We start from the raw sequence: 17,446 nt of genomic DNA, 5'->3' as shown, positions 1-17,446 counted from the left end.
AGTGAAAGCTTGATTTTAGAGCCACGACGACACAGGAGTTTTCCAAGAACGGTGAAGAAAAGGCCAAGTCGATACCCTAGAAACAACAATGCCGCTCACCTTAAGTGAACGGCATTAGAGGCTATAGAGCGTCTTATTTTATGGGTAATCATAGTGAACAAAATCTTGATTCTTTTTTTGAACTTGACGGAAATATTATTGATATTGGTGATCACACATATATGACGCGAATTAATGGACGTACTCCAACCGGTGAAAGTGCTAGTCGCTATATTCGACTTCGTAACGCAAATGCCCCTATGTTTGAAAAAATTTCTGAAAATGTTTTACTGTTCAGAATACCGTCATTTGATTTTAGCAATAAGCAGAAAATCGATGATCTGATCGAAGCTAACATGTCTAGTATTTCATCATCATCGACCCTGATTATCGATATCAGAAACAACGGAGGGGGGAGTGATAGTACCTACAATGGTTTATTACCACTGCTCTATACAAATCCTATCCGTATTGTTGGCGTCGAATATAAATCAACACCGTTAAATAATCGGCGTATGCAGGATATGGTTGATGGAAAATATGGGCGGGATGTTGTTGATTGGGCGAAAAAAAACTTAAAAACTCTTCAATCCAAATTAGGTGAATTTGTGATGCTTGAGAAGTCTAAAATTAGTGTAACCCGTTTTGATCAAGTGCTGTCTAACCCTAAGAACATCGCTATTTTGATTAATGAAAATAATGCCAGTTCGGCTGAACAATTCCTCTTAGAGGCGAAGCAAAGTACAAAGGTCAAACTGTTTGGGAAAACTACTTCAGGCATCTTAGATATCTCTAACACTTACCACGTAACTTCACCATCCCAGCGATTGACTTTATTTTATAGTTTGTCTCGAAGTTTGAGAATTCCCGATATTACTATCGATGGAATTGGGATTCAGCCGGATTACTATTTAGACAATAGTATCCCAAGATACGGTTGGATTGATTTTGTTGTTGAAACGCTGAACCCAACGACGCATATATCTGAAAATTAATAAATTCTTAGTGGCTATTCAATATATGTTCTATCAGTCTTTCGGAATTATGTTTTAGGGGAAGATGACTTTCCAAAGTAGACACTAAAATCATATGAGCAATATTATAATTCGTCAATGTCCCATCTAACAGAAATGACTGATTCCGTTTAAACGCTTTATCAAGCGTACGTTCGACAATAAAAGAGACGACTTTTGAAAAAGATAAGAATTATCTCTGTGGTAATTTTCGAAGTGTTCACGAAGCTCATCAGGATCGATGCGAATAACATTCTCAGCTTTAAGTTCCTCCAAAAATGCTTTAGATGCTTCGGTCTTACCCGCACGTAGAGAGCCCGCCATGAAAACCGATACCGGTTCCTCATCGGTTGGATATTGCTCCAGATCAGTTAATTCATTTGCTATTGAAGTGCGGTTATTTTTTGCAAATTTTATAGCGTTTTCTTCTATTCGCTTTTCATCTTCAGTAACTTTGACACTAACGGAGGGAATCAACGTTTCACTAGTTTTTCAACAGACAGTAACCTGTAATAACAGAAAAATAAATAAGAACTAAATGCAAACTATTAGCGTATCGCTGAAGGCCAATTCTAGCAAGCGATTGAGGTTGTCCTGAACTTTTTTCGTACGTGGAGAACTTGCAGTGTCCACAGGTGATTTTGGTGAAAAATCTCATAAGTACAGAGGTTTTTTCAACCTGCACTTTTAACAATACATTGAACTGGGCTTCCCATGTTTTCATTGGCGAGCATCTCCATTGTTACTTTTTACGTTTTTTCTTGCGCGTTAGTACTAGGTAAGATTTGAACCGATGGAGTGATTCGCTTGATGAATAGTCCGTCTGCATTTTTATATTCGATGTGGCTGCCTGGAAAGCAATTTATAACTTTTTCCATTGCAGACTTTATTCGCTTTTTGAATTCATATAAATTTTTGCACCGGCTTCGCTCGTTGATGAAAACATCTTCAAGAGTTGCCCATAGAAGAAATAGCTTGTCCGAATAACCCGCTTTAGCAAGACTGAAGGCTTTGATAGTTAAAAATATATAGAGGTCGATGCCCAGAGCTGATTGTTGCAAGTGCAATAAATGCAATGCCCGAATATCTACGGGAACTGGTGTCAACTGATCTTTGAGGGTGAGCCAGTTTGTGCTCAGTGAATTCGAGTTATTAATCGGTTTGAAGACATTTTTAACTTTTAACTGCATCCGCGTCGCTGCGTAATAACTCTTCCAGAAAGATTCGAGCTGGGCTGAGCCACTCTGTCTTTTGCCAACGACCTCCAAAAATAGTTGGCTCTTGGACTTTGCTTGAGTGGAATTCAAGATCTGTTCAGTTGATAGTGTTGTTTCGCATTTCACAAACAAACTAACCCAGTAACAAATGCTTAACCGGCCAAATGTACCTCTAGGTAACCCATTTTCAGCACAGATAGTTAGATTCCTATGATTATTTTGTTCCGATAGGTTTTGCTTTGACAAACCATGTTGTTGTGATAGTGGTAAAATAGCAGGATCTGAAAGCTCAGCGGGGTAATAACCGATAAATTTTTTCGGTACATTTTCCGAAAGAGAAAGAGCTTTCTTCAAGTTGGATGCATGAAGCATCGTAACGTCAACTTAACTATAATTATATGTCAGATTTTTTCTGCTCAATCCACCTTTCAAAATCATTCGAAGGAAATAGAAGCTTTCCATTCATCTTGATATAAGGTGGTACTGGATTTTGTTCTCCATAAACACGGTTACGGTAAATTCGGTTGTAAATTGTTCTCTTACTGGAACGCAAAATCTCCGCAATTTCTTCCAATAAATAAAATTCTGGTTTCTGTTTTTGAAAACGGTTAATCATTACGGTTACCTCTGATTCACGCTAATGTCATTGTCGGCTCAATAGTTACCAGTGAATCTAGCATTGGGCATTTAGATAGGTAGTAGAAAAGCTAGGGTAAGATTTAGAGGGTTTTTTCGGTCATGTAAGATCTAGAACATTTCTAAATAGAAGTTGCTTATAAAATAAGCTAAATCAGCCCGATAAAAGTGGGAGGTTAAAGTAGATATATGTAAATTTGTTTTTCACTCAAAATAATTTGGCATGCCAAATTATTTTGAAGAGGGTGGCTAGAAAAAGTTGATTGGTGGATTACTAATTTCCTTAGTCATCGAGCTCTTTTCTCGAGCGAAAAAAGTAAATTGTAAAAAAGGCGACAACACCGAGTATCATCAGACAGCTAACGAAAAGTGGCCACACTTTCATTCTCCATTTAATTTATCATATCAGCGGGTAAACAGGATTGCAGAAACATAACCATACCATTAACAAAGCGTTGGGTGTCATTGATAATACCTTCATTACTATTAAATAATTTGGCATGCCAAATCATTTAATAGTAAGTGTCATAAAGTTCGCCTCGTGCCTGAGCATCCTCAGCCTCTTCACGAGTCATATGCTCGCCATCACCGATAATATTCCCCATACCATCATCAAGTTGGTCAAGCTGATCATTTTTATCTGACGACTCATCGTCAGCAGTAAATACCCAAACTAAAAAGTAAACAATCCCAAATAGTACAAAAAACAACGTTTCCAAAATCATAACTCCCCTTCAAAAGAATTAGGCATGCCTAATTTGCACCTAAGTATTCCTTAGTATCCAGATTCAATTAAAGCTAAGAAAATCTTAGTTTTCAAGAGTAAATGTCTTACACCAATTGAAAACTAATGATGGTTCGCCGTTTCCGATACGGCTAAAGCAAGCAAGAACAAGACTAGGTCTGTCCCAGAAGCAGTTAGGAATAATGGCGGGGATGGATAAGTTTGTTGCGTCTGCTCGTATGAACCAGTATGAGCGTGGTGTTCACACACCGGATTTCAAAACGGTAGTCGCGTTGAGCGGTGTTCTGAAAGTGCCAACTGCCTTCTTGTACTGCATTGAAGACGAGTTGGCTGAAAAGATATTGGATTGGTCAGTAAGCGGATAAAATTAGGCATGCCTAATTTTAACTGCCCAAGTACGCATAGGTAATCTTCAATCGTTCGTGGCCTAATTCTTGGCTAATTTGCTCACGAACTTTCGTATCACGCTCATAATCAATAGGAGATAGCTCTTTTCTATGAGGGCCTCCGTCGGCAGGGCATTTCCAGCCTGTAAGCTCTAAATAACGCTCCCTTGCGTAATGGTGACGTAATCCGTGATTTTTATTTAATCCAACTCGGATGGTTTCGCGGTCGTACTCTCCCATTTGTGACTTATAGTTCTTGTCAGGTTCGATAAGTGCGCCTTTAGTAACAGCAGCAATATCACGAATAAGCTGTTGTTGAGATTCTTTTAAAATCGGAATTTTGCGGTATTTGCCACCCTTAGCCCATGAGCCTTTTATTTGCAGAGTGTTAGCGTCTATCAAAGCATAGGATAAGCTGAATTTCATACACTCCTCTTTTCTAAGCCCAAACTCTTGCTGCAAACGCAGGGAAAGCTTGATTAAGTCACTCTTGATCTTGGCATGCTTATCTATGTCTAACGTTTTTGACTTGCCAATGGGATTGTTGCGAACTCTTGGAATGCCGTAGTCATCATTGCTACGTGAACAGATATTAGGTTTACCTATTTTTTCGGCAACCCAACGCAAGGCCGCCATTCTGTTTTTTATTGTTTTTGCCGCTAGACCTTCATCTTGCCAACGTGTAACAAGATGATTGATATGCTTGGTTTTAAGACCGGTAGGGTCCTTTAATTTATAACCATGTTTGAGTAGCTGCTTTGCAGCAAGGTTTAATACTTTGCTACGAGTAGCTCTAGTGCTAAAGCTACTTTCGCGGTGAGTGTCGTTCACCATTTGATGAAGACGATATCCTAATTGGCTCATTTCATGTTCCTCATAAATTTAAAATTTAATTTTGAAAGTATTGAGAAAAACACCAAACCAAAGACCAGGGGGCGAAATGCCAAAATAGGTAAGTTTTAAAGCCATATGAACGGTGCGTAACCGAGCATATTGTCATAAGACATAAAGGCTAACTGGTCTAAAGCAACAAAGCTGAGCCGTGTGATTTCTGTTGAAATACAGCGCGAACTACTGTGGTTTATATTTGTGTTGTTTATTGTGGGGTGGTCGTGTGACCCATAATGCTGCGAATGCAGCTCCTCAGGAACGTGTTGCGGGCAGTGAGAACGCCCTTTTTCTTGATGCTCATGTCGAGCTAGTTCATAAACAAAATTATCACAGTGATCAGAGATTGCAACACCTTTTTGACACGCTCAAATCTCTATCCCTCTTCTGGCCCTGCAATTATTTAAGGCGGATTGGGTGTCGAGGCATCATGAGCAGTGGCCTCGACTGGCGACTCTGCGAGTCGTCCCTACCTCTTTCGAGTAGGGACGACTCGTCGCCAATCCGCCTTCAAATAAAACCCCGGTAATCTTACCGGGGTTTTTCCAAACATTATTTTTGAAAGTAGCTTATCTTTGTGATTGGCAGCGCACACCGCGATTCGTTATCGATAATAACGGCCCACACCTGGGTGCATGAGATAGGGCTATGGTGCATCAGGGTACGACCCTGGAGGCGTATAATCCATCAGGCGTTAGGGTTTATCGTCTGAAGCCTTCGAGGATAGTCGTGTAGTTCCTACACGCGCAGCCCATTATATTGGGCTGTTTTTCTTAAGAATTGGTGTGTGCTGCATTTTTGAGCAAAGGTGTTAAAAAACACCGAAACCAATATAGGGGGAAAGCCTACAAAATCTGCCGACATCTAACGCAATTGTACTTTGCCACTTTTCCAGCAATAGTTAACTTAGTAGTCCTTTGTCTAATTCATTAACTGCGTTGATTGCGGCGTACACTTCTGAAGAAAGTATTCTGTCCCAAATGTCTAAACAAACATTGATAGTTGACTTGTCTTCTTCCTCAGTTGCCTCATCATACAATCTTTGCAGCACTTTAATAATCGACGTTTCACGAATTCTCATATGCTTATTTCGCACATCTTCTGACGTGTCACCAGTAAGGTTGTCTATGAGTTGATATAGGTGTGCGCTAAATTCTGATATTGAGCGAGGATGACAACTTAGCTGTTCAAAAAGCTCCCATAAGCAATACTTAGCCGCTTTTGATTGCACAAAAATGTCAAAAAGTTGAGTTGCATTGTGTTTTTCCCAATAATTTTGATTCCTAACGCTACCTCCTACTGTTCTAAGAACATCTTCATTTTCACAGTTCAAAAGCGCGGAATAGGCTGGTATTACTTTGTGAATTTTGTCGTGATGTTTATCTTCCCGCAAAAACTGTTGGACTACAGAGGCGCAACCTTCTTGCAAGATTTCATCACCGTCTAGTACCAAACTGACTTCATTCTGAAATAGATCATTGAAAAACCAACGCGCATAAACTTGGCGAGCAGCCTCTTTTTTCACATCATCGTAGGAGGACTTGAGCATTTGCAATACCAGCTCAACATACTTTGATTGCTGATGGCCTTCAAAACCATTGTTGAAGAAATGATGAGCACCATATGCGCTGGTCATTCGTAAATCCTTATTACATAGCTCTAAAAACTTACTGTCTGCAAAATCCTTATCGTAATTGGACATAGGTAACAAAAGATCAACAGCAGTGATATTCACAGCTGGGTGAAAATCATTGATAGCGCTGTCTATTAAGCTTTGGTGTTTTATCGCATACGCTTGATCTTTCCTAAAAACGCGTGCAATACCACCATACGCAATACCTCTGGTACAATTGATTGCATTACCGCGTAAGGTCTCAACATCTGCCTCACTGGCATTCTCACTTTTTTTGATATCACGGACATTCAGCTTGTTAAAGCACGGATCTTCGGCAGTTTGTGCGATTTTTTCTAGTAGAGCTATTGTCGCTGGCGACCAACTTTCGTCATCAACTCTACTTTCAATTAACCTCGCTATTGCACTCTCGTTTCCACTGTCCCCGAAATGCTCTATTACCTTTTCTGTCAACTCAACGGGGCATTGTTGCCAATTTTCAAGGTAGCCTTTAGTAATTCTGCTCGGATTACTTTTGGTAAGTCCCCAAAAAAATGCGCGGACGTATTTATTGTTAATATCTTTTGGAAGCGATAAAGCGAAATTAGCAAAGCGTTCAGGTTCGTTTTTGACGGCTACTTCTAAAGTACGAGAAAACTGCTCTACACTTACCTCGGTAATAACTTCAGCACCAACTTGTTTCCAATTTCCTGTATTCACTTCATCTTCTGGCGTTAGGATGATCTTTTTCCAACTCTTATCTGACAGACGATTACCTATAGGAAGAGGAGATGTAACTACACCTCCAGATCGATTGCTTACAGAGCAAAAATCATAATCACTGTAATCTGAGAATTTGCGCTTTAAAACACCAATTAGTTGCTTAGAATTGTCTGAAATTAGGCTTTTCGGCAAACATGGAAGTAAAAAGTGTTGTGTTTCTCCCCAGAAGGAGTAGTACATCCCTCGTCGTCTCGCTTCTAAGCGCCACTTGATGTTGTCTATGGTTAACTTAGTTTTAAATGAGTAAATATTTTCTTCCAATTTTTCTAAAAGGTGCTCAGAGCAATGTTGAGAAAATTTGGTAATTAATTTGCCAGGTAAAATCCATTCAGGCTCTGCATAAGTGTTTCCGCATCTAAAGCGGCTTTCAGGGTTGTCCAGCAGCCAGCCTATTGTCAAATCAGCATGCACTTCTGAGAGGTTCAACATTAAGTTAGCTATAAGGTAGTTTATGACAGGGCTATCGCTATTCAGGTACGGACGTATCAATTCCAGTAGTCTATCTTCTGATGCGATCATTTGCCCGGAATGCAAAATAAGAGAAAACACGCCATGAGTTAGGCTACTTGTGACTTCGTATCGCGAAAGGTCATCTTTTTGAAGCCATTGATAAGCTACCTCTTCGTCCTGTAAGTCACCTAAGAACGAGTAGATTAATGTTAATAATCTCTCAAGGACTTCTTCAGGAATTAGATTAGCAATCTGTGTAATTTCGTCTATTTCACTTGCTGACCAATTGTCCCTTCTTGCAAACGACTCGGTACTTAATGCTTCGGGAGAGTATCTTGGCAGGCAAAGAACACCTTTGTAGTGAGACAACATTAGTTCAATTAGAGTCAGCGCTCGTTCAGGCACCTTTTGGGACAGAGCTTTCCAATCAATAAAGTCTACGTTACAGCCTCTAGTAAAGAGTTCCAATCTTAGCTCGAACATCGAATCAGAATCTTTTTCTATATCCCAACATAGTCCCCTATACACTCTGTTATTCCATAACTCGCTTATCCCGACAAATGGCTTAAGTTCCTTTATTACAATCTCAGGATTTGAGTCAGCGATTGAATGCAGAAGCCTTATTGAAGTTTCTATCAACTCGTCATCTGAACCATTTAGCCAATCCGAGATTTTTGATGTGTCAGATAGATAACGAATAATATCTGCGTTCTTGTAACTACAAGTTGAAATAAATTTAGACAGCAACTCAGGCTCAGCAATGATTTTATCGATCATCGACTTGGCTGGCTTCGTTAAGTTAGTTAACTCTTTTATTGAATTAAGGGTTAAATACTTAAGATGAAACCTGATCTTATCACTTAATAGAATGGTTTCAGCACAATCGCAAAACGCCTGTTGTTCCGAATCCAACAACATGTTCAAAGCGTATTTTAGATGCTCTCTTTTGGTTAACGTTTGATGACTGAAGTCACCTATCTCTGATATCAACTTTGAAGAAGAATCGATACCTGCATTGAAAAGTTTGATACCAACTTGATAGTCGTACAGAGCTTGATGGCGGAAGCTAATTCTGTGTTTTTGCCTAGTCAGAACTCCAACCGAAAGCAGTGCGTCCAAAGAGTTCTGTGTCCCAATTGATAACGAATTTTCCGATATTGCCAATCGTGACCTACTCGTCATTAGAACAACGATTTCATCTATCAATCTTGCAACATCCTGTTCACTAGTATTCAGAGTCTTTACGAGACTTATCCTGTCTTCCCAGTATTTTTTAACTAATTCCAACTTGTTGTTGAATCGAGGTGCTGATTGAGTGCGATTGGCAATTGTAAGATAAATGCTTAACCAAAGCGGAACTTGCAGAGTGCGTTTTTTTTCTTCCGAAATAGTCTTATAGCTTTCGAAAGGCGATATTAGTTTCTCGACAGTATTTTCATCTAAGTTGGAAATATGAAAATCTTTCAGGTCATCTTTGATACTTGCAATCCAACTAGATAACGCAATATCTTCACTAATATCAAAATCTCTAGATGCAAGTACGATACTGGCTTCTAATCCATCGTTCCTGAGCGATAGTATCTGCCTTACAAGTTCCTGGCAGATTTGCAAAGCATTATTCGAATGTCCAGCTGTCCATCTGATAGCGTCCAGTTGATCTAAGATAAATACAAATTTTTTATCTTTTGCGTATTTACTGACGCTTAAAACTGGAGAGTAAGGAAACCCTAAAGATTGACCAAAGGCATCAACATTGTTTTCCGGCCTCTTCCTGTCGAGGCGAATAGGGATACTGATTGTGCCTTCAGTACTAAGTTTTTGATGCAATTCCAAGAGTAAGGCACTTTTCCCCATCCCAGCTTCTGCTTTAACCAACGTAATTGCATTTTGGTTTACTGACTGAATCACATCATTTAGTTCAGCTCTTGATATTAATTGACTACAAATAAGGAACGGCCTAATAGAATCCTCAAAATCAATCGATAATCGCTCTATCACAGGCGCGATTCTGTCATCATCTGGTACAAGTCGAGGTGAAAAACCACTAGATTTCAGATCTTGCAACAAGTCTTGTGTAGTAATCTTTTGTCTTAATTTATTGAACTCAACAACATAGTTTTTAAGAAAATTGACAAGCTTTATTGGCACTCCAGAAAACAATTTTGCTGCTTTATCCTCCAGTTCAGTCTGTGTATGTTGGTTAATGTTGTACGGTGTGATTTTGAACCTTTGCAATAAGTTAATTGCTTTTTGAACATCTCCATCATCGCTGATATCAAGAGACAGATAACCACAGATTGAGGCAAAGGACTTTTGTCTTTCTGTACTAGTATTTATTTGGTGATTTACAAAATCTCGAGGATTACCGTTGGTATTTAAGGCGCTGTCACTTAAGTCCGAAATGACTTTGCAATTCAGGGGAGATACAAGATGAAACTCACGGCTGCCCCTATCAATATGAAATTGTGCGTTACTCAATATCTTTGATTGATTTAGTTTGGATAGCGTCCAATATTCTCTGTTGCCACTTCCTGCTTTACATTGATAGTACTCACACTGGTTATCATGCAACCCAGCAATTACGTCCACGCCGACTTCATCATCACCTAGCGGTTCAACCGACACCCAAGCAATTTTTTCTTCCAAAAGTCGGAGAAGCTGATATGCAATCCAGTTTGCCTCATACTTATTCCCTAACTTTTCTGCGTATCCACCAGCTTCTAATGCCATGTAAAACTTCAAAGACTATTTAATCGTATAGTGATGATTGGGGTTAAATTAAGACTTTGCAAGGAACACATCACGACCAACTAACTATCAGTATGATCGGGGCTATCATTACATCTATAGACAGTTCGCAATAAAAGACAAATGAAATTGTCACGATCGTTTGTCATTTATAGAATTTAAAACCGAAAGCCCTAAACCACTCCGTTCAAATCCACTCAAGCCATAAATAGGCCCCCCACAAGTGGAGCCTCCTCGCTACGCAACCCTGCAGGCAATTTATAGCTTAACTGGTTTCTCTTTAGGTAGTCGGTGTTTGTCATGTGGTATGGCACCCCTTTAGGCTGCAAGCGCTAAAACTTACCAGCCACACGGCGTGAAAGTGACTGAATAGATGAAATTAATGGAAAATGTGATAAATTAAAAAGTAGCACAGAGGTAGCACAGTCAAAGCAAGGTTGGTAGTAACTAACACGTAAAAGCAGTAAAAATGGTGCCCCCTCCCTGACTTGAACAGGGGACCTAACGATTATGAGTCGTGCGCTCTAACCAACTGAGCTAAGGGGGCACATTATTTTTATCGTTTTGGTTAGAGGATGAACATCCGCCAAGACCAAAGCGACGCGCAGTATAAGTAGTTTTTAATTTATTGTCATCTGTTTGGCTCATTCTAATGATTTGAATGATGAAATTTTAACCTGATTGCTGGCGGAAGAACTATTTTATCCCCCTGAATTTATCTAAAACCGCTTGATATCGCCAAGCGGTTATCATCAGCAACACCCAGATTAACCCGCTTATGCCGCCGCCACCGGAAGAGCCACTATTGCTGCTAGGTGGGGCAGTGGGTTTGATCACTGTTATCGTAACCGAATCACGGGTGCTGGTGCCAAATGGATCGGTAACGGTTAATTCGAAAGTCAGGCTGCTATCACTATCCGGCGCACTAAAGCTGGGGGTTAAACTATCTGGGGTACTTAAGGCTACGGTTGTTCCGGCGGTTTGTTGCCATTGAACCGTTATGGCGTCGTTTTCCGGATCAGACGCGGTTCCATTGAGTGTGACATTCTGGCGAGCATTGACTTGGCTGTCGGTTCCCGCATCAGCGGTCGGTGGCAGGTTGGATTCATCGTCACGGATGTGGATCGTCAATTCATTGGGGCTACCTAACATTTCATCCTGGGCGGCTTCTAATACCAGCAACAGTGTTTCTTCACTTTCGGTAATATTATCGTCGATTACTGTCAGGTCGATGCTTTGACTTTCGGTTTGATTAGCCTCCCAGCTTAATGTGCCGGAGGTCTCAATTATATCTTCGCCGCTGATGGCAGATTGATTAGCCAGCTGGTAGTTAACCTGTAACGGCTCAGTGGTAGCACGCAATCGTTTAACCGCAACGCTGGTAGTGGACTGGTTTTCATACAGTACCAATTCAGATTGGCTAAACGCGGCGGCACCAATGGCGGCTTTACCCTGAATGACAATACTGGCCAGATTGGGGGTGGTTAAGGTGCTGCCACTGGTGGGATTAACCAGGCGAACAAATAACTGTTCATCAAACTCTTCATCATCCTGATCAGGTAACAGCATAATGTTGATGGTTTTGGGGCTGTTATCATCGGCTGACCAGTTGAGTACCCCTTGTTGGGCGTCGAAATCGGTGCTGTTAGCCGAACCAGGCAAGGTTTCGTAGTTAACTTGTAAAGGTTGGGAGGTATTGCCGCTGCGTTGCACACGGATGGGGACGCTGGTGTTTTCTTGTCCAGCATAGTTAGGGTGGGCAAACGCAACCGCATTCTGATTATTATCACTGGTGTGATCCCGTAAGATATACAGACCGCTATTAATATCACTCACAATAATCAGGCCGCTGGGCAAAAATGGATAGACGCCCCACGCACCATTAAAACTGGCGTTATTGGAGGAGGGAAAGGTATCGAAAAAGCCCACTTGTTGTGGATTGGCTGGCTCACTAATATCCAGAATGGTTAATCCCCGTTCGTAATTGGACATAAAATAGCGGTTACCGCGCACAAAACCATTGTGGTCGATGGCGGCGGTGGGGCCGGTCCAGATCCCGGCCAGTTGCGGAGCGGTTAAATCGGTAATATCAAAAATCCTCAACGTGCTATTTAAGCCGTAACGTTGTTCGTCCAGTTCGTCATGTACAAACACGTAATTTTTATCTTCACTCCACCAGCCCGAGTGCACATAGGCCGACTGGCTATAACCGGTATTACTTAAATTAACCCGTTGTTGCGGATTGGTTTGATCCCATAAGCGCATGCTGTCTTCATTAAAATCCAGCATTACCAGGCAACTGTCAGTGGCGTTCTGGCATTGGCTATCTTTGCGCGTGTCGGTAATTAACACCGAACTGGCGTCGTGAGTGTAGTCGTTGGCGCTGACATTACCGGGATTCATATTCAGAGAAGGATTAAGCGGATTCGCCAACGAAAAACTTTGCTGGGAACCAAAATAGGTGTTGGCGCCCAGAATATGTATTTGCGGTAGGCGATCGCTATTGGCAATGTTCAGGCTGTAATCCACATCGCTAATATAAATATTGTGCGCTGAGCGAAAATCAAACTGGTGCTTGACCAAACTGACCGAGTTGGGCAAGTCGTTCAGATCGATAATGGTTAATCCATCATTGGGATTTTCGGTAGTGACATAAGCATAGGCTTGCCAGCGGGCATTAGCCTGATCGTAAAATTGATAGACTTTTATATCCCGCCAGATGGACTCTGAACCGCTCACACTACCCACCATTTGAGGGTTTGCCGGGTCGGCTAAATCCACTACCGCAGTGCCATTATTGAGTCCTATCAGTGCGTATTCTGATCCTGTGTTTAAATCGGTATGCCCCCAAATATCATTGGCGGCGTTAGGTGAGCCGGGCAGATTGGATAAAGGCACATGAGCCACCAGCGAGATGTTATCGCATGCATAATTCCCGGCTTGATTATTTATACAATCCAATTCGTTTTGCTGTTGTTTTAATGCATCGTAACCAGACATTTTGGCGGCAAGTTTGTGGGTTGAACTGGCTGTTTTGCTATCCCGAATGACCACAAAACCCTGTTTTCCCAGTTGGTCGGCAAATTCAAAAGGCACACCGCTGACGGTGGTTTGGTAAAGATCGGGGTTTTGAATATTGTAATTATCAATCTGGCTGTACCCCCCCATGACCGGCACAATTTGACTCACCAGATAAAACAATTCGGTTTCACCGCTAACTGGGTATAGGCCAGCAGCGAGCAATATTTTATCGCCTTTATTGGCGTGCTGGGCGGCATATTCGATGGTTTTACACGGACGAAAACGGTTGGCACAGCGGTTTTGATCTATCCCGTCTGTAGCGACAAACCGGGCTTTATCATGTTCTGAATGTGCCTGTGCAACTTGACTGCACAAGGTTAAAACCATGATGATGGTGGATATTAATTGTCGCATACGCTAATTGCCCTGTATCACTATGCTTAATCTAGGCTTGTTAAACCAAAAAGTAACATATTTTGTTCTGTTGATAGGTATTGCATTGCTGGGATGTCAGCCATCAACAATGACGGATATTGTGCAGTTTGATTTACAATATCAACAACAGCCAATAAATTGTTTGACTCGGTTTACACACCAAGACCGGCAATGGCAACTAAACCAATTCAATTTTTTTGTCAGTGATATAGAAGTCCATCGGCAAGGCCGCTGGCAGTCGGTGCCGTTACAGCTTAATGATCGCCAGACGGAATCGGTGGCATTATTGAGGCTAGACGATTGCGCAACAGACGCCACTCCTGCTCAACAATTACAATTAGCGGAGCCACAGGACTGGCAACAAGCAGACAAAATCCGTTTTAATCTTGGCGTGCCTTTCGCCCTTAATCATGCCAATCCACTAACCCAGCCTTCGCCGTTAAATCTGTCCAGTATGTTTTGGTCGTGGCAAGGTGGCCACAAGTTTTTGCGGCTGGATCTGCAATCGGAGCAGGGCAGTTGGGCGTTTCATCTGGGCAGTACCGGGTGTATGGCCGACAGTGCGGTGCGTAGTCCCGCAACGGCATGCGATAAGCCGAATCTGTTTCAGTTTGTAGTACCGCTTACCAATGATGGACATATTGTGATGCAACTGGATAGATTATTAGCCGGAGTGGAATTAACTAATCAAACTAGTTGTACCTTTCATTATGCCGAACAGGCAGCGTGCCAGTTATTGCTGGATAATTTACCCACATTGTTTGCCGACTAATGCGTACTGTGATCTTTATGCTTGCCACGTTGTTGGTGGGCTGTCAGCCAGCTCCCAAGCCTTACGACTGGCATTTACCCAAAGGTTTTCCTGCCCCGGTAGTGCCGAAAGATAACCCCATGTCAGACGCTAAAGTGGCACTGGGCCGGGCATTATTTTACGACACGAATCTGTCATTTAACCAAACTCAATCCTGCGCCAGTTGCCATCAACAGCAATATGCCTTCGCTGAGCCCATTAAGCAGGCGATTGGCAGTACCGGAGAGGTGCACCGACGTAATGCATCGTCACTGGTGAATGTGGCCTACAACAGTAATTTGACCTGGGCGCATTCGGGATTAACCCGCATTGAACAGCAAATCGTCATGCCGATGTTTTCTGAACAACCCATAGAGTTGGGGATAACAGGCCATGAAAAAGCGATTTTAAAGCGCTTTGATAGCCTCGACTATAACCGCATGACCGAGGCAGCCTTCGGTGATTCACCGTTAAATTTCGACATGATGGTAAAAGCCTTGGCCAGCTTTGTGCGCAGTCTTATTTCATTAAGCAGCGATTTTGATCGTTATGCCTATCAACAAGATGACAATGCGTTGTCAGAGTCGGCCAAGCGCGGTTTAAATCTATTTTTCTCTGAGCGGTTGGAGTGCCACCATTGTCATGGTGGTTTCAATTTTACCCAGTCCAGTCAACACCAGTTTCAGCAACTGGATCTGCGCCCATTTCACAATACTGGTTTATATAATGTGGATGGTAAAGGGGCTTATCCCGCTTCTGATCCTGGCTTAATTGAGGTGACTTCAGCACCACGGGATATGGGCAAATTTCGCGCTCCAACGCTGCGTAATGTGGAGTTAAGTGCACCTTATATGCATGATGGCAGTTTGGCTACCTTGCGCGATGTGATTGAGTTTTATAATGCCGGGGGACGGGGAGCGGGGATCAATAGCCCGCTAAAAAATCCGTTTATTCACGTATTAAACTTAACAGAACAAGAAAAAATCGATCTGGAGGCTTTTTTGCGTAGTTTAACGGATCAGGATTTTGTCACCAATCCGCAGTTTGCAGCTCCGGCACCATAGCTACTGGCGCAATAAAATTGCGCCAGTAGTTTTTTTATTGGGCTGGAGGTGCCAACGGTATTTCAACACTGTTGATCTTGGCAGTACCATTATTAATGGTGATATCCGCGGTATAGCCTTGCTCAGTTTCCTTCAACATGCCTTGTTGAACCAGATTGGTCAGCATCACCGGGATTTGTTGTTGAATAATTTGCTGTTTTTGTTGTTCGTCGAGTTCAGCCATTTGTGGATTATTGGCTAATTGAGTCTTCAGGGTTTGGGTTGCAACCATTTCAGCAATCCCTTTATCTACCGAAAGATTTGATGTGAAATGTAAATGCTGTAACCAAAACAGGCTATCAGATAAATCTGCTGGTAGTGCTTCTATTCCTTTAAAACTAACCGATGAATTACCGTTAAACTGACCTTCTGGCAATGTGCCGCTTAACTGGGTTATTTTCATTTGCGGCTCAAGTTTTAATTGGGCTAACAGATTTTTCTGCATAAATTGCTGGATATGTTGTAGTACCTGATCCGGATCCTGTGCGTTTATGCCCTGCATTTGTTGCTGATACTGCTGCACAAACTGATTACTAATATTGTTGACTTGCAAGGCCAACAATAAATCTTTGCCTTGATATCCATCGGCATCGAACGCGCGTAACGCATAGCTAAACTCGATGTTGGCCAGTTGTTGTTGCTTATCTATTTTAGACAGTGTGGTTAAGTCAAACCCGTCAAGAGTAAAGGTTTTTGGTTCGAAGTGACTGTCTTGAACTTCAATATGTTCCAATGTGATTTGAGCCGTGGAATCATACAGGGCACCTTCCAAAGCCTTGATAAGATCGGCCTGCATGCTCATGTTGACCGATAGTTGTTGTACTTTAGCCTGTACTTTATCTAACTGAAAATCGGCGCTGTCGGCTGTGGCCTGATAGGTTAACTCGTCGCCTGAATAAACACCCTGTCCCTGATAGCCGCTAAAACTAATATGGGTAGCTGCTTCATCATTGTTTATCGTAAAGGCTGGGAAATTATCCTGATAAGAGGTAGAACCCAATAGATGGGTGGTCGCTTGTACATGATAAAAAGGAATATCTTTAGGCCACTCAAGCGTGTCGCGGATACTATCCCCAGCATAACTTAGCGACCAATTTGACCATGCCAGACCGGAATGTTCACCGGTCAATACCGGGCCGTGCTCGGCATTAAAATTCAGTACCAGCGCAAGCTCACCCCATTGTTGTAATATGGGATTGTCTTGGCCGTTGGGTAGCGCCGCCATATCCAATTTGACGCTGATTTTGGCCTGAGTCGAAAACCAGCTTTGTTTTATTTCGATAAGTTCCGCTTGGTAGTTGGGATTGGCGTTGAGCGTGGTCACCACATGATTTAATTGTGTATCAATACTGTTGGCGACAATTTTAGGGCCGATACCGACAGCGGCCGCTAATAGAATAACAACGGCTAAAATGATTTTTTTCATTGACGTTCCTTGTGATTAAGAGAAGTTAAAAGTGTAAGTAACCTGAACTCTGGATAAGCCGCGCCTCTCGATAACGCTCTTTTTGCAGCTAGCTGCGTTGAGCTTTCTAGTAATAGCCAGCTATTACGCACGAAATCCCGCCTTGCTATGCACA

12 protein-coding genes and 1 tRNA gene are annotated in these 17,446 nt (G+C 42.0%); 4 read left to right on the top strand and 9 right to left on the bottom strand.

The features are described 5' to 3' along the window. The first annotated feature begins 140 nt into the window (after positions 1 to 140). Positions 141 to 1,034: a S41 family peptidase gene (locus ACTD55_RS08855; protein WP_438863960.1), complete on the top strand. Its 894-nt coding sequence runs from the start codon at positions 141 to 143 to the stop codon at positions 1,032 to 1,034. A gap of 126 nt (positions 1,035 to 1,160) precedes the next feature. Here ACTD55_RS08855 and ACTD55_RS08850 read toward each other — a convergent pair whose 3' ends face one another. From ACTD55_RS08850 to ACTD55_RS08835, 4 genes are all read right to left on the bottom strand, one after another. Next, a complete protein-coding gene (locus ACTD55_RS08850; protein ID WP_438863959.1) occupies positions 1,161 to 1,529 on the bottom strand; it encodes a zeta toxin family protein in 369 nt (122 codons plus the stop codon). A 272-nt stretch (positions 1,530 to 1,801) separates the two neighbouring features. Beyond that, entirely contained in the window at positions 1,802 to 2,623 is an 822-nt protein-coding gene (locus ACTD55_RS08845; protein WP_438863958.1) for a hypothetical protein, read from the bottom strand. Between the two features lie 40 nt (positions 2,624 to 2,663). Further along, positions 2,664 to 2,885 (bottom strand): helix-turn-helix domain-containing protein, encoded by a 222-nt coding sequence (locus tag ACTD55_RS08840; RefSeq protein WP_438863957.1) that lies wholly within the window; start codon positions 2,883 to 2,885, stop codon positions 2,664 to 2,666. Positions 2,886 to 3,417: 532 nt separating this feature from the next. Further along, entirely contained in the window at positions 3,418 to 3,630 is a 213-nt protein-coding gene (locus ACTD55_RS08835) for a hypothetical protein (protein WP_438863956.1), read from the bottom strand. Positions 3,631 to 3,745: 115 nt separating this feature from the next. Here ACTD55_RS08835 and ACTD55_RS08830 point away from each other — a divergent pair, with 115 nt between their 5' ends. Next, positions 3,746 to 4,015, top strand: a complete 270-nt coding sequence (locus ACTD55_RS08830) for a helix-turn-helix domain-containing protein (protein WP_438863955.1) — start codon at positions 3,746 to 3,748, stop codon at positions 4,013 to 4,015. An 18-nt stretch (positions 4,016 to 4,033) separates the two neighbouring features. Here the strand turns inward: ACTD55_RS08830 and ACTD55_RS08825 are convergent, their stop codons facing one another. The 4 genes from ACTD55_RS08825 to ACTD55_RS08810 form a co-directional block, all read right to left on the bottom strand. Continuing rightward, a complete protein-coding gene (locus ACTD55_RS08825) occupies positions 4,034 to 4,900 on the bottom strand; it encodes a phage integrase N-terminal domain-containing protein (RefSeq protein ID WP_438863954.1) in 867 nt (288 codons plus the stop codon). A gap of 925 nt (positions 4,901 to 5,825) precedes the next feature. Beyond that, positions 5,826 to 10,499 (bottom strand): hypothetical protein, encoded by a 4,674-nt coding sequence (locus ACTD55_RS08820; protein WP_438863953.1) that lies wholly within the window; start codon positions 10,497 to 10,499, stop codon positions 5,826 to 5,828. A gap of 488 nt (positions 10,500 to 10,987) precedes the next feature. After that, positions 10,988 to 11,064 (bottom strand) — tRNA-Ile (locus ACTD55_RS08815). A gap of 149 nt (positions 11,065 to 11,213) precedes the next feature. Then, positions 11,214 to 13,952 carry a choice-of-anchor B family protein gene (locus ACTD55_RS08810; RefSeq protein ID WP_438863952.1) on the bottom strand — a complete coding sequence of 913 codons (2,739 nt, stop codon included), beginning with the start codon at positions 13,950 to 13,952 and terminating at the stop codon, positions 11,214 to 11,216. Between the two features lie 109 nt (positions 13,953 to 14,061). Here ACTD55_RS08810 and ACTD55_RS08805 point away from each other — a divergent pair, with 109 nt between their 5' ends. Together ACTD55_RS08805 and ACTD55_RS08800 are read left to right on the top strand one after the other, a co-directional pair. Continuing rightward, the gene (locus ACTD55_RS08805) at positions 14,062 to 14,745 is read left to right on the top strand and encodes an MbnP family copper-binding protein (RefSeq protein ID WP_438863951.1); all 684 of its coding nucleotides are present in this window, start codon (positions 14,062 to 14,064) and stop codon (positions 14,743 to 14,745) included. Further along, positions 14,745 to 15,827, top strand: a complete 1,083-nt coding sequence (locus ACTD55_RS08800) for an MbnH family di-heme enzyme (protein ID WP_438863950.1) — start codon at positions 14,745 to 14,747, stop codon at positions 15,825 to 15,827. Before ACTD55_RS08805 ends, ACTD55_RS08800 begins: the two co-directional genes overlap by 1 nt. A 34-nt stretch (positions 15,828 to 15,861) precedes the next feature. On the opposite strand, the gene ACTD55_RS08795 is transcribed toward ACTD55_RS08800, so the two are convergent. Then, the gene (locus tag ACTD55_RS08795) at positions 15,862 to 17,292 is read right to left on the bottom strand and encodes a YdgA family protein (protein WP_438863949.1); all 1,431 of its coding nucleotides are present in this window, start codon (positions 17,290 to 17,292) and stop codon (positions 15,862 to 15,864) included. Positions 17,293 to 17,446: the final 154 nt, after the last annotated feature.

The sequence above is a fragment of the Neptunicella sp. genome (genome assembly GCF_048268085.1).
Classification (GTDB): Bacteria; Pseudomonadota; Gammaproteobacteria; order Enterobacterales; family Alteromonadaceae; genus Neptunicella.
Note: the sequence above shows the minus strand (reverse complement) of the source record. Positions and strands in the feature narration are given on the sequence as shown.